This is a genomic window from Streptomyces sp. ME19-01-6 (assembly GCF_033793745.1).
GTDB lineage: Bacteria > Actinomycetota > Actinomycetes > Streptomycetales > Streptomycetaceae > Streptomyces.
Window position 1 is genome coordinate 32,507 of the sequence record NZ_JARAXF010000014.1, and the last position, 13,159, is coordinate 45,665.

Genomic DNA, 13,159 nt, shown 5'->3' on the forward strand with positions numbered 1-13,159 from the left:
CCTACGAATCCCTTCTTCCGGCCGCCCGCCAGAACCAGCCGCCCACCAGAACCGCCAGAATCACGATCACCATGATGATCGTCAAGGCGCCGGCGGCCTGAATGTCATAACCGGCCTGCAATATCTGGCCGAGGCCGGAGACGCCCACGGCGGCGATGACGGCAAGCATGGTGTCGAGCTTGGCCCGCTGCTGCCGTTCGGTCCTGACTTCTTCCCGGGATTCCCGATCGGCACGCTGTTGCGACAATTTTTCAATCGTCAGGCCGAGTTGCTCGTGAGCGACCTCTTCGATCTTCAGGACGATCTCCTCGACGCGCGCCTGGTATCCGGATCGGTCGAGAAGCAATCCCAGCATAGCGGCACACACGGGAGAGGAAACGAGTGAAGGTGAACGTATCAGGGCCATCGTGGAGCGGGCCTCGACGGCGAAGTTGTTCAGTCGCAGCCGCTCCTCGTCCAGCTGGCTGGACAGATCGCCGAGCGCGGCCGCAGGGAGATCGTCCACAACCCCCGCCTCGGCCACCCGGCGCTGGAATTCCTTTGCCCGCGTGTAGTGACTGGCCAGCTCATGAGACCAGCCGGCGAACAAGCCGTCGAGGGAGGCCACGAACTCGGCGATGCTGCCGCGGGTTCTGGTGACCCACTCAGGAGTACCGGGAGCCACCAGGAGCACGGTGTTACACGTACGCACCGTCCAGTCCGTCGTCAGGCCCATCGCATCGACCTGCGCGGCGTCATGGAGCGGATAGCGGATCCACTCGGCCAGGGATCCGATGTCGGAGGCGACCGGACTGGTGAGGACCTGGGCTCCCACCGCTGCATTGAATTCTTCGACGGTGAGCACTTCACTTCTGCCGCTGCCGCCGGCCGGACCCAGTGCCTTCGAGGCCGCGTTCACCGAGATGACGACCTGAAACATTCCCGGTCTGGCCACGCTGCGTACCGGAATCCCCTCTGCGGATCCCTGCAGCGCCACGCTCACATCGTCCACGAGCTGCATGGCGAAATCCGATAACCTGGGCCAGGCCTGCCCGTCCGGCTCCGCGGCCCGAAATCCCACGCGCGCCACCCCGTGTTCTGGTGCGGCACGCATCAGCATGGCATGGATGTCCATGGGCGAGGATTCGACGAGCTCGGCCTGGAATCTCACATGGTGATTTCCCAGCCCAGAGAACCGGATCTGCGCCGTGACCGTTCCGAGCTCGACTCCGTCGATACTGCATATGGTGACGTCGGGCAGTTCGAGGAAAGTGCCGTCATAGCCCCGCCCCAAGGGATCCGAACCGTCCCAGATGTCATCGAGGTCGAGTGCGTCATGAACGTCGAGCGGCGTGGCCCCGGCCAGCCGCCACCCGGCGGCATCACCGCTCGCCGCCGCTACCACCTGCTCGGGAGTGAGTCCACGGACAGCGAAGGGATAGATGAACACCACGCTTCCATGGTCGATGCGCAGCCATTCGGCGTCCTTGTGCTGGTTGAGCGTGATGAGGCTGGCGCGATGAGCCCTCAACTCACTGCGCGAGCGATGACCGGCCATCGCCCTCTCCGCTTCCGCGACAGTGGCGATCGCGTCGTCGAGCGGCGCGCCCGTGTCAAAGAACGCCACCATCGCACGCGCGGCGCGGGCGACCGCTTCGTGCAGGAGACAGTAACGTCTGGCCACCGCCACGAGCCATGTGCTCAATTCGGGGAGGCCGATGGCTGCCCGCAAGGCCAGATCTGCCGCCTCACGCCCTTTTTCCACTGCCAATTCGGCAGCGTCGGCGCAGCTGGCCAAGCGCCCGCACATCAAGGCGTTTTCCGTCAGAATCTGCGCGTCCAGGCTCTCCATCAGCGCCAGAACCGCCCCCGCGGCTGCCCGGTCCCTCTCCGCAAGGCCCGGCAACCGATCACGCAAGGCGTCTTGCGCACCGCGCAGGGTGTCCCACAGCGGGCGGTAGTGGTAGGAGACCTCCCATGCCTCCTCGACTTCCAGGAGGATGTACAGCAGCAACAGGGCCGGGCCGCCGTTGACTCGCGCGGCCTGCGGCAACTGGACGGACACTTCCTCCGCCGCGTCGGCTCTCCTGCCCGGAGGTCTGCGGCTGGAGGGCACGCCGTCCCTCGGAGCCTCGGCGTCCCAGCGCGGCAGGGCTCTCAGCATGCCGGTCCTGACGTCTTGCTGGGAGAGCCAGTCCCTCAAGGGCTCGGTACGTCCAGCCGTCAATGCCACGAAGAGATCCGGATGCACCCGGTCACCCTACAAGCGCCCGGTCAAATGCCGTGCCGTGTCGCGCTGTTCTGCTCGACGGCTGTATGCGACGCCGCGGCACGCCACCCCGTCTCCGCGCATCGCCGAGCGACGGCTTCGAGCATCGGGGCGGCGCCGACATCACCGGCTCCGGTCCGTCGGACCGGGCTAGAAGATGGAGTCGAGTGCGGCGTCGAGCGCCATCAGGTAGATCATCGGAACGACCATGCCGATGATTCCGCAGACCAGACCCGCGGTGGCCGACCCGCCGTTGTTGGCCTCGCCGCGGCTCGCCTTGCCCTTGCCGATCGAGCCGAAGATGATCGCGAGGATGCCCAGGATGATGGCGAAGACCCACAGGAAGTAGGTGATCCCGCACACCAGCCCGATGATGCCGCACACCAGCGCGGCGGTCCCCAGGCCGTTGCTCTGCTGCATGGGCATCCCGGTGGCCCCCGGGTGGACGGGGGGCGCGGCAGGGTAACCGGCGTTGGCGCCGGGGTACTGCGGGGGCTGGGCGGGCGGCTGGGGCGTGCCGTACTGGTTGGGGTCGTACGGACCGGGCTGTGGGTTGGTAGCGGACATGAGTTGTCTCCCCTCCTGATGAAGTGCCGTGCAATGTTATGGGCTGATCGGTCTCCGGGCCCAGCCGTGGTGGCAGCTCACTCCGCGCTGTCGGTGGCAGATGCGAAAATCTGAGCATGGAGACGAACGGGGAGACTGTTTCGGTTTCAGCGGACGGCGGGCCGCGTTCGGTGGCGGAGTTGACCGGGCGGGAGGCGAGCGGCGAGCGCTTCAAGTACGTGTGGTTCTGGGGCCACCGCCCGCCGCGCGGCGGGGGTGTGGGCGCCGGGTGCTTCAGCCAGTGGTGGCCCTCGGAGTTCGTCGTCGACGGCGTCCGTTACGCGACGGCCGAGCATTGGATGATGGCGGGCAAGGCCCGGCTGTTCGGCGACGCGGACGCCGAGCGGCGGGCGCTGGAGGCGGCCCATCCCAAGCAGGCCAAGGACGCGGGCCGTTCGGTGCGCGGCTTCGACCAGGCGGAGTGGGAGCGGCACCGCTTCGAGCTGGTGGTCCGGGGCAGCGTGCACAAGTTCGGGGCGGATCCGCTGCTGCGCGACTATCTGCTGGGGACGGGGTCGCGGGTGTTGGTGGAGGCCAGCCCGGTGGACCGTATATGGGGCATCGGCCTGGCGGCGGACGACGAACGGTCCCAGGATCCAGCCCGCTGGCGCGGGCTGAATCTGCTGGGTTTCGCGCTGATGGAGGCCCGTCAGCGGCTGTCGTCCGGGGAGTGCGCGACCACGGCGGCGACGCCGGTGTAGCCGGGTCCGTGGGCGTACGGGTCGTCGTCGTCCTCCTCCGCGATATAGACGAAGATCATCACGACGCTCGCGACCACGGCGATCACCCCGAGGATGAGTCCGGCCAGCGCCTGTCCGCCGTTGTCGGCCTCGCCGCGCTCGGCCTTGGAGCGGCCGAGCACCCCGAAGATGATCGCGAGCACGCCGAGGATGACGCCGAAGACGATGCTGAAGAAGAGGACGGTGCCGACGATGCCCAGCACCAGGGCGGCGGTGCCGTTGCCGTTGTCGGGGGTGAAGGCCCCGGGCCCATAGCCCGGGCCCGGGTAGCCATAGCCCGGGTATCCGCCGGGGTAGGCGGGCTGCGCCCCGTACGGGGACTGGCCGTACCCGGACTGGCCGTAGCCCGGCTGACCGTAGCCGGTGGTCGCGTACGGCCCCGCCCCGTACGGTCCGGGCGGGGGCTGATAGGCGCTCGGCGTGCCGGGGCCGGTGGGCGCCTGAGGCGGCGGGGGCACCGCGCCCGCCCCCATCACCGGGCCCGGCCCGGGCGCAGGGGGCGGTGGCGGGACGAGAGGCACGCCCGGCATGGGCGGTGCACCCGGCACCGGCGGTGGGCCCGCCCCTGGGACGGCCGTCGGCGGCTCGGCCGCCGCGGGCGGCTTGTCCAGCGGCACCCGCTGCTCCGGCGGAGCCCACGGATCGCTCTCGCGCGGCTTCGGCCGCTTCGGCTGTTCGGACTGCTCAGGCTGGTCGGCCATGCTCTCCCCCAGACGATGTCCGCCCATGCTACGGCCTGTGCCCAACCCCTACCGCCGGTCTGTACCCGCCCTGTGACGGCCCGAGTTCAGTCTCCGTCACAGCCCGCACCGAGCCCCTGACCACGCCCCATTACGATGACCGGAGCCCGTCGCAGCCGGCCGCCTCCCGGAGGATCCGTTGACCGATCTCACCACCTTCATCGCCGGCCTCCCCAAGGCGGAGCTGCATGTGCACCATGTCGGCTCGGCGTCCCCGCGCATCGTGGCCGAGCTCGCCGCCCGCCACCCCGACTCCACGGTCCCCACCGACCCCGAGGCCCTCGCCGACTACTTCGTCTTCCGCGACTTCGCGCACTTCATCGAGGTCTACCTCTCCGTCGTCGACCTGGTCCGCGACGCCGACGACGTACGGCTGCTCACCTACGAGATAGCCCGCGACATGGCCCGGCAGAACATCCGCTACGCCGAGCTGACCGTCACCCCCTACAGCTCCACGCGGCGCGGCATCCCCGATGTCGCCTTCGTCGAGGCGATCGAGGACGCCCGCAAGGCGGCCGAGGCCGAGCTGGGCACCGTGCTGCGCTGGTGCTTCGACATCCCCGGCGAGGCGGGTCTGGAGTCCGCCGAGGAGACCGCCCGCATCGCCTGTGACCTGGGCCCGGCGGGCCTGGTCGGCTTCGGTCTCGGCGGCCCTGAGATCGGCGTGCCGCGCCCCCAGTTCAAGCCGTACTTCGACCGCGCCATCGCGGCCGGGCTGCACAGCGTCCCGCACGCGGGCGAGACCACCGGACCCGAGACCATCTGGGACGCGCTCACCGAACTGCGCGCGGAGCGCATCGGCCACGGCACCAGCGCCACCCGCGACCCGAAGCTGCTCGCGCACCTCGCCGAGCACCGGATCCCGCTCGAGGTCTGCCCCACCTCCAACATCGCCACCCGCGCGGTCGCCACGCTGGACGAGCACCCGCTGCGGGAGATGGTCGAGGCCGGGGTGCTGGTGACGATCAACAGCGACGACCCGCCGATGTTCGGCACGGACCTCAACACCGAGTACGCGGTGGCGGCCCGGCTGCTAAACCTGGACGCGGCGGGCGTCGCGGCCCTCGCGAAGAACGCGGTCGAGGCGTCCTTCCTGGACCCGGCGGGCAAGGCGCGGCTGTCGGCCGAGATCGACGCCTACACGGCGGCCGTGGGCCGATGACCGCGCCCGCCACGGCGTTCACGGCGGTCGCCCACCGCGGCGACCCGTATGTCTGCCGCGAGAACACCCTCGCCTCGGTCCGCTCCGCGGTGCTCGCGGGGGCCGGTGCCGTGGAGATCGATGTGCGGCTGACCGAGGACGGCGTCCCGATGCTGCTCCATGACGCGACCCTCAAGCGCCTGTGGGGGCACGACCGCCCCATTGCCGCGCTGACCGGCAACGAGGTGCGGGGGCTGACCGGCGGCGGTGTGCCGACGCTGCGGGACGCGCTCGCCGCGGCCGACTCGACCCGCATGATGATCGACCTCCCCGACGCCTCGGCCGCGCACTGCGCCGTCACCGAGGTCCATGAGTCCGGGGCGGCGGACCGCGCCTACTACAGCGGCTCTCTGGCGGCCATGTACGCCGTGCGCGGCGAGGACCCGGACGCCGAGATCGCCCTGACCTGGACCACGCTGGCCCCGCCCCGCCCGACGCTGCTCGCGGACCTGCGCCCCCGCTGGCTCAACTACCGCTTCGGGCTGGTCTCTCCGGAGCTGGTCGCCCGCAACCACGCCGACGGGCTGCTGGTCTCCGCCTGGACCGCCGACACCCGACGGTCGATGGCGCGGCTGCTGCGCGCGGGGGTGGACTCGATCACGACGAACCGGATCGGGGTGCTGTGTGCGCTGCTGGGGGTCAGCCGCGGGAAAAGTCGTCCGTCGTGAGGGTGAGCCCGACGACCGTGCCCGTCAGATCGATGGGCTCGCCGAAGGCGACCGTCAGCTCGCTCAGATACTCGCCCCCCTTGGGGTGCGTGTAGAGGTGACACCTGCCGGTGTACGGATCGACGATCAGGTACACCGGCACCTCCGCCTCCGCGTAGACCGCCTTCTTGTCGCCGTAGTCGTTGGCGGCCGTCGACTTGGAGATGACCTCGAGGACGAACTCCATGTCCTCGGGCCTGCACCGGCCCTTGTCGTCCGCTTTCGCGTCCTCCTTCAGCGCGACCAGGTCGGGACAGAGCCCGTTGAGGCCCGGAAAGTCGAACCGGACGTCCGATGTCAGGCGCTTCCTCGCATACTGGGCACGCAACTGCTCGTAGACGGCGCTGATCGTGTCCCAGTGATTCCTTCGCTGCGGCGACATGAAGATGGCCCCCTTGACGATCTCGACCTTGTAGCCCTCGGGGACTGGCATCTGCTCCAGCCGCTCGAACAAGTAGTCCAGAGTCAGCTCTCCGCTGGCGGCCATCTCGATCCTGTCGGTCGGTACAACCCTGTCGGTCAGCTCGATGGTCACGGCCGTGCTCCTCCCCGCCGCGCTTCGGCTGCGCGGCCGTGCGGTACAACGATAGGCACGGTTCCCAGGACACGACGGCGCGTCCCGGGAACCGTGCGTGCTCTCAGCGGGGTCAGCCGCCCAGCGAGGTCATCACGTGCTTGATCCGCGTGTAGTCCTCGAACCCGTACGACGACAGGTCCTTGCCGTAGCCGGACTTCTTGAAGCCGCCGTGCGGCATCTCGGCGACCAGCGGGATGTGGGTGTTGATCCACACGCAGCCGAAGTCCAGGGCCTTGGACATCCGCATCGCACGCGCGTGGTCCTTGGTCCACACCGAGGACGCCAGGGCGTACTCCACGCCGTTGGCGTACGAGACGGCCTGGCCCTCGTCCGTGAAGGACTGGACGGTGATGACCGGGCCGAAGACCTCCTTCTGGATGATCTCGTCCTCCTGCTTGAGCCCCGAGACGACGGTGGGGGCGTAGAAGAAGCCCTTCTCACCGACACGGTGGCCGCCCGCCTCGACCTTGGCGTGGGCGGGCAGCCGCTCGATGAAGCCGCTGACCTGCGCCAACTGGTTGGCGTTGTTGAGCGGGCCGTAGAGCACGTCCTCGTCGTCGGGGGCGCCCGTCCGGGTGTCGGCGGCGGCCTTGGCCAGGGCGGCCACGAACTCGTCGTGGATCGACTCGTGGACCAGCACGCGGGTGGCCGCCGTACAGTCCTGGCCGGCGTTGAAGAAGCCCGCGACCGAGATGTCCTCGACGGCCTTGGCGATGTCGGTGTCCTCGAAGACCACGACCGGCGCCTTGCCGCCGAGCTCCAGGTGGACCCGCTTGATGTCCTTCGACGCGCTCTCGGCGACCTGCATACCGGCCCGGACCGAGCCGGTGATCGAGGCCATGGCGGGCACGGAGTGCTCGACCATCAGCCGGCCGGTCTCGCGGTCACCGCAGATGACGTTGAAGACGCCCCGGGGGTGACCCAGCTCCGTCAGCACCCCGCCGATGATCTCGGCCATCAGCACGGTGGAGGCGGGGGTGGTGTCGGAGGGCTTGAGGACGACGGTGTTGCCCGCCGCCAGCGCCGGGGCGAACTTCCACACGGCCATCATCATCGGGTAGTTCCACGGCGCGACCTGCGCGCACACCCCGATCGGTTCACGCCGGACGATCGAGGTCAGCCCGTCCATGTACTCACCGGCCGAGCGCCCCTCCAGCATCCGGGCCGCGCCCGCGAAGAAGCGGATCTGGTCGATCATGGGCGGGATCTCTTCGCTCGCGGTGAGGGCGAGCGGCTTGCCGGTGTTCTCTGACTCGGTCGCGACCAGTTCCTCGGCCCGCGCCTCGAAGGCATCGGCGATCTTGAGCAGGGCCTTCTGGCGCTCACCCGGGACCAGGTCGCGCCAGGCCGGGAAGGCGGCGGCGGCGGCCGCCATGGCGGCGTCCACGTCGGCCGGGCCGGAGAGCGGCGCCGCGGCGTAGGCCTCGCCCGTGGCGGGGTTGACCACCTCCGTGGTCCGCCCGTCCGCGGCGTCCCGGAACTCCCCGTCGATGTAGTTGCGCAAACGACGCGATTCGGTGGTCACGTGCCACCCCTCCCTGTCAGGCCTCCGATGGGTGAGACACCCACAGTAGTCCGCGGGCCTACGCACCACTGAGCGCTTCGGCGAGAGCTTCGGCTGCCGCAGGGCTCGGAACGCGGCTCGCCCCACCGGCACCGGCGGCCAGAGGGCTGATCGGAGGAACTGACAGCGTGCCCGCGCCGAGCCTGGGCGCGGGCGCCGGGCGGAGTCCTTACCGTGCCAGTGACCCATTGGCTCTGCGCTCGTTCACCCAACCGGGGGAACGCACGGACGACCGCAGCTGAGGCGAGGTGCTTCGTATGGTGGCTCCGCCGGACAACGACGTGCTCTGGGCACGCACCCTGACGTACGCCTACGGCGGGTCGCCCGCCCTCGCCGGCGTCTCCATCGGCGCCCGCGACGGCGAGATCCTGGCCGTGACCGGTCCGCGCGGCTGCGGGAAGACCACCCTGCTCAAGTGCCTGTCGGGCCTGCTCGTCCCGGACCGCGGGGAGGTGTGGTTCAACAGCGCCCCCGTGCACACCCTCTCCCCGCTCGGCCGCGAACAGCTGCGCCGCGACCGCTTCGCGTGGATCGACACCGAGCCCCAGCTCATCCCCGAACTCACGGCCGGGGAGAACGCCGCGCTGCCGCTGATGCTGCGCGGCGCCGGCCGGCGCGAGGCCAAGAGCGCCGGACACGAGTGGCTCGACCGGCTCGACGTCGGCGACTGCGCCCGCCGGCGCCCCGCCGCGCTGCTCCAGGCACAGCGCCAGCGCGTCGCGATCGCCCGCGCGCTGGCCTCCGCGCCCGCCGTGCTGTTCGCCGACGAACCCACCGCCCCGCTGCACCGCGCCGATCGCGCCCAGGTGCTGCGCACCCTGACCACGGCGGCCCGCTCGCACGGCATCACGGTGCTCCTGGCCACCCATGACGAGGAGGTGGCCACCCTCGCGGACCGTACCGTCGCGCTGCTGGACGGGCGCCGCGTGGGGTCGGCCCACTCCCCCGAGGCGGAGGGCAGGTCCGCGTGCTCAGTCTCCGCCTAGCTCGCGGCGCCCGGCCCCTGGCGCTGCTGCGGCGGTCGCTGGTCGCCACCGCGGCGGCGGGCACGGGCTTTCTGCTGCTGTGCGCCCTGGGGTACGCGGCCGGGCACCCTGAGCAGACCGACGGAGCGGTCGTACGGCTGCTGTGGTGCGCGGTGCCGCTGGCCGCCACGGCCCACCTCGCGGTCGCGGTGTCGCGCGCCGACCCGAGCGTCCCGTTCGGCGCGGTCTTCGCGGCGGCCGGCGGCGGCCCGGCCAGGTCGGCCCTGCTCGCGGCCGCCTCGGCCGCCCTGTCGTGCGCGCTGGGCTGTGCGCTGGCGCTGCTCGCCTTCCTGCAGCTGCGGGGCGATCTGGGCGGCTCGTGGCTGCCGTGGGCCGGCGTGGCGAGCGGGGCGGCGAGCGGCCCGCTCGGCATCGGGTATCCGCTGCCCGCCGCCGCCACGGTCACGCTGCTCGCCGTCGTGCCGGCGGTGGCGGCCGCGGCCTGCGCGGGCCGTCTGTGGCCCCGGGGAGCGCAGCGGGCGCGGGTCGGCGGCCGGGCGCGGCCGCGGGCCGCCGAGCGGGTTCCGCGCGGCGCCGCGCCGCCGGACCTCGCGGCCCGGGGGCTGCCTTGGGGGATCGCGCTGACCGCGGCGGGGATCGCGCTGGAGGCATTCGCGAACAGCTCGGACAGCGGCCCGCCCCCTCCGCCCGACGCGCTGCTGCCGCTGCCCGGCGGGCTCGGGGGCAGCCCGCCCGGCGTGGTGGGTGGCTGGGCGCTGACGGCGGTCGGGCTGGTGCTGGCCGGGCCCGGCCTCACCCATCTGTGCGGCAGACTGCTGGCCGCCGGGCGGCCGGGCACGCTGCGGCTGCTGGCCGGGCGGGTGTTGCAGCAGGAGGCGGGGCGCCTGGGGCACTCGGTCGGCGTCCTGTGCGCCGTCGCCACCGGCGCGTACGCCGCGGTCGAGCTGTACGGCACCGGCGCCGGGCCGTCCGGGAACCGCCCCTTCGGCCCGCTCACCGGCCTGGGCGCGGCCCTGATCATGATGTGTGCCACCGCCTCGGCGCTCATGGCGGCGCTCGAAGCGAAGAGCGCGCGGAACGGGACGACAGACGCCCTGTTGCGCCTGGGCGCGCCCCCGCGGCTGCTGCGGGGCGCCGCGGCCCTGCGCGGACTGGCGCTGCTGGTCCTGCTGACGCCGCTGACCTGGGCTGTCGCGGAGCTGAGCACGCTGCCGTTCAACCGCTGACCCACACGGCCACGCGGGCCACCCTGCGGCTGCCATGCGGCTGTCGTGCGGATCGGCTGGGACGCGGGCCGCCCGCCGCGTACGCCTAAGGCCGCCACGTAGGCCTGAAGCCGTCCCACGGGGCAGCCGTGAGGCCGCCGCAATGGCGGCACACGGTCGATCCCTGCCCGTCCCCCGCCCGCCCCCGCGCCCACCTGCGGGACGAGACCGCGCGCACGGCCGCAAGTAGCATGTCGCCGTGCTGACCGACGACGCTTCCACCGCCGCCCAAGACCCCTGCCCCGACCGGGAGATCGAGTCCCTGCGGGAGTTCGACGAGGTCGTGGCGCGCGGCACCCTGGCCGGTTACCGCGTCCAGTCCGTCGACCTGACGGACCGCACGCGGGCGCTGCTCGACACGGACACCGCGGAGGCGGTCTTCCTCGGCTGCCCGATGGAGCCGGAGGCCGCCGCCAAGGTGCGGGCGGGCGGCGCACTGGTCTTCCCACCGGTGCCCGGCCTGCCGTTCGACCCCTACCGCGGCACCCTCTATTCGCCGCAGGAGCTGTTCGAGGGGCTGGCGGAGCGGGGCTACGCGGGGACGCCGGACGCGCTGGCGTACGCCTGGTTCCAGCGCACCAAGGCCGACGGCGACATCTTCTCCTCGATGCTGCGTTCCATCCATGACGACGCCGTCTCCGACGCCCTCGACGAACTCCTCGTCGGATCCCGGGTGGTGGGCGTGATGGGCGGCCACGCCCTGGAGCGCGGCTCCATGGGCTACGCGGGCGCGGCCCGGCTCGGGCGGGCGCTGGCGCGGTCCGGGTTCACAGTGGCCACGGGCGGCGGGCCGGGCGCGATGGAGGCCGCCAACCTGGGCGCGTACGCGGCCCCGTGCGCCGACGAGATGCTCGACGAGTCCCTCGAACTGCTCGCCAAGGCCCCCTCCTTCCGGCCGTCCGTCGGCGAGTGGGCCGAGGCGGCCTTCGCGGTGCGGGAGCGGTGGCCGGACGGCGGGGCGTCGGTCGGCATTCCCACCTGGTTCTACGGGCACGAGCCGCCCAGCGCGTTCGCCTCGCACATCGCGAAGTACTTCGCCAACGCGACGCGCGAGGACGGCCTGCTCGCGCGGTCGAACGCGGGGGTGGTGTTCCTGCCGGGCGCCGCCGGGACCGTACAGGAGATCTTCGACAACGCGACGCCGAACTACTACGAGTCGCGCGGCGAGCCAACGCCCATGGTGCTCGTGGACCGCGACCACTGGACACGCCGCCTGCCGGCCTGGCCGCTGCTGGAGGCGCTCGCCGAGGGCAGGCCCATGAAGGCCCGTATCGCGCTGGTGGACTCGGTGGACGAGGCTCCCGGCGCGCTCATGTCGCTGATGGGGCCTCTGACGGACTGAGCAGCCGGGCCAGCGTCCGGTACGAGACGTCCCAGTCCCACTCCTGACGCACCCAGGCCCGCCCCTTCTCGCCCATGGCCCGGGCCTCGGGCCGGTCCCGGAGCAGCGCGACCAGCCGGTCGGCGATCGCGCGCGTGGCGCGGCCGTCGACGACATGTCCGGTCTCGCCGTCCCGGACGGCGTCCGGCGCGCCGCCGGAGTCCCCGGCGAGCACCGGCAGCCCGGCGGCGGCCGCCTCCAGGAAGACGATGCCCAGGCCCTCGACCTCCAGGCCGCCCTTGCGGGTGCGGCACGGCATGGCGAAGACGTCGGCGGCGGCGTAGTAGGGCGGCATCGCGCGGTGCCGCACCCCGCCCGCGAAGACCACGGCGTCCCTGACGCCGTGCGCGTCGGCGAGCCGGCGGAGCCCGTACGCATAGGGGCCGTCGCCGACGAGCAGCAGGACGGCCCCGGGCACGGCCCGGCGCACCAGCGGCAGGGCCCGGATGAGCGCGTCCTGGCCCTTGCGCCGGACGAGCCGGGCGGCACACAGGATGACCTGGCTGCCGGTGAGCCGGTGGCGTTCGCGTACGAGGCGCGTGTCGAGCCCGGGGCGGAAGGCGGCGGTGTCGACTCCGGGGACCAGCCGGGTCATCCGGGCCGCTGCGGCGGGCCCGAGGGCGGCGGCGATGGGGGCGTGGGTACTGGCTCCGAGGTAGGTCACGGTGTCCGCCCCGGCCCCGACGCGGCGCAGCAGCGCGCGGGTCCCCGGGGTGCGGCCCACCACACCTCGTGGCCGTGCGTGGTGGCGACGATCCGGCGCACCCCCGCGTCGCGGCGCAGCCGCCCGGCCATCAGCCCCAGGGGCGCGGCGGCGCCGAACCACACGCTGTCGCAGCGGTGGCGGCGGGCCAGTTCCACCGCGCGGCTCGTGGCGCGCCGGGTGGGCAGCAGCGTGCGGGCGCCGTCGCGGACGACGGGGTGGGGCAGGTCGGCGTCGTACTGTGCCGCGCCGGGCTCGGACGAGGTGTAGACGACGACCGCCTCCGGCGGGAAGCGGCTGGTCATGGCCTGGACGAAGGTCTCGATGCCCCCCTGGCGCGGCGGGAAGTCATTGGTGATCACGAGGGTGCGCGGCATCCCGCGTGGCTGTTCGGTCATGCGGACCGAGGCTAGGAACGGCCCCACCCCAGCGCGTCACACG

Annotated in this window: 11 protein-coding genes and 1 pseudogene; 6 read left to right on the forward strand and 6 right to left on the reverse strand. The window is 72.1% G+C overall.

The window, feature by feature from the left end; all coding sequences use genetic code 11:
• Position 1: 1 nt before the first annotated feature.
• Together PV419_RS27790 and PV419_RS27795 are read right to left on the reverse strand one after the other, a co-directional pair.
• A complete protein-coding gene (locus PV419_RS27790; RefSeq protein ID WP_319693607.1) occupies positions 2-2,044 on the reverse strand; it encodes a hypothetical protein in 2,043 nt (680 codons plus the stop codon).
• A gap of 354 nt (positions 2,045-2,398) precedes the next feature.
• Complete coding sequence (locus PV419_RS27795) at positions 2,399-2,815, reverse strand: DUF4190 domain-containing protein (protein WP_319693609.1); 417 nt, start codon at positions 2,813-2,815, stop codon at positions 2,399-2,401.
• Positions 2,816-2,931: 116 nt separating this feature from the next.
• Between PV419_RS27795 and PV419_RS27800 the strand changes: the two genes are divergently transcribed.
• Positions 2,932-3,555 carry an NADAR family protein gene (locus tag PV419_RS27800; RefSeq protein WP_319693611.1) on the forward strand — a complete coding sequence of 208 codons (624 nt, stop codon included), beginning with the start codon at positions 2,932-2,934 and terminating at the stop codon, positions 3,553-3,555.
• On the opposite strand, the gene PV419_RS27805 is transcribed toward PV419_RS27800, so the two are convergent.
• Complete coding sequence (locus PV419_RS27805; protein ID WP_319693613.1) at positions 3,504-4,295, reverse strand: DUF4190 domain-containing protein; 792 nt, start codon at positions 4,293-4,295, stop codon at positions 3,504-3,506. The two genes, PV419_RS27800 and PV419_RS27805, sit on opposite strands and share 52 nt — an antisense overlap.
• A gap of 178 nt (positions 4,296-4,473) precedes the next feature.
• Between PV419_RS27805 and PV419_RS27810 the strand changes: the two genes are divergently transcribed.
• A complete protein-coding gene (locus PV419_RS27810) occupies positions 4,474-5,496 on the forward strand; it encodes an adenosine deaminase (protein WP_319693615.1) in 1,023 nt (340 codons plus the stop codon).
• The gene (locus tag PV419_RS27815) at positions 5,493-6,203 is read left to right on the forward strand and encodes a glycerophosphodiester phosphodiesterase (protein WP_319693616.1); all 711 of its coding nucleotides are present in this window, start codon (positions 5,493-5,495) and stop codon (positions 6,201-6,203) included. Before PV419_RS27810 ends, PV419_RS27815 begins: the two co-directional genes overlap by 4 nt.
• On the opposite strand, the gene PV419_RS27820 is transcribed toward PV419_RS27815, so the two are convergent.
• Together PV419_RS27820 and PV419_RS27825 are read right to left on the reverse strand one after the other, a co-directional pair.
• Positions 6,175-6,729 (reverse strand): Uma2 family endonuclease, encoded by a 555-nt coding sequence (locus tag PV419_RS27820; RefSeq protein WP_319693929.1) that lies wholly within the window; start codon positions 6,727-6,729, stop codon positions 6,175-6,177. The genes PV419_RS27815 and PV419_RS27820 overlap by 29 nt on opposite strands.
• A gap of 160 nt (positions 6,730-6,889) precedes the next feature.
• Positions 6,890-8,344 carry a gamma-aminobutyraldehyde dehydrogenase gene (locus tag PV419_RS27825; protein ID WP_319693617.1) on the reverse strand — a complete coding sequence of 485 codons (1,455 nt, stop codon included), beginning with the start codon at positions 8,342-8,344 and terminating at the stop codon, positions 6,890-6,892.
• A gap of 296 nt (positions 8,345-8,640) precedes the next feature.
• On the opposite strand from PV419_RS27825, the gene PV419_RS27830 reads away from it, so the two are divergent.
• The 3 genes from PV419_RS27830 (at position 8,641) to PV419_RS27840 (ending at position 11,976) form a co-directional block, all read left to right on the forward strand.
• Complete coding sequence (locus PV419_RS27830; RefSeq protein WP_319693618.1) at positions 8,641-9,369, forward strand: ABC transporter ATP-binding protein; 729 nt, start codon at positions 8,641-8,643, stop codon at positions 9,367-9,369.
• Positions 9,351-10,595 (forward strand): hypothetical protein, encoded by a 1,245-nt coding sequence (locus tag PV419_RS27835; RefSeq protein ID WP_319693619.1) that lies wholly within the window; start codon positions 9,351-9,353, stop codon positions 10,593-10,595. Before PV419_RS27830 ends, PV419_RS27835 begins: the two co-directional genes overlap by 19 nt.
• 238 nt (positions 10,596-10,833) lie before the next feature.
• Positions 10,834-11,976: a Rossmann fold nucleotide-binding protein gene (locus PV419_RS27840; RefSeq protein ID WP_319693621.1), complete on the forward strand. Its 1,143-nt coding sequence runs from the start codon at positions 10,834-10,836 to the stop codon at positions 11,974-11,976.
• On the opposite strand, the pseudogene PV419_RS27845 reads toward PV419_RS27840, so the two are convergent.
• Positions 11,945-13,095, reverse strand: a pseudogene (locus PV419_RS27845) (glycosyltransferase family 4 protein). The gene PV419_RS27840 and the pseudogene PV419_RS27845 overlap by 32 nt on opposite strands.
• Positions 13,096-13,159 lie beyond the last annotated feature (64 nt).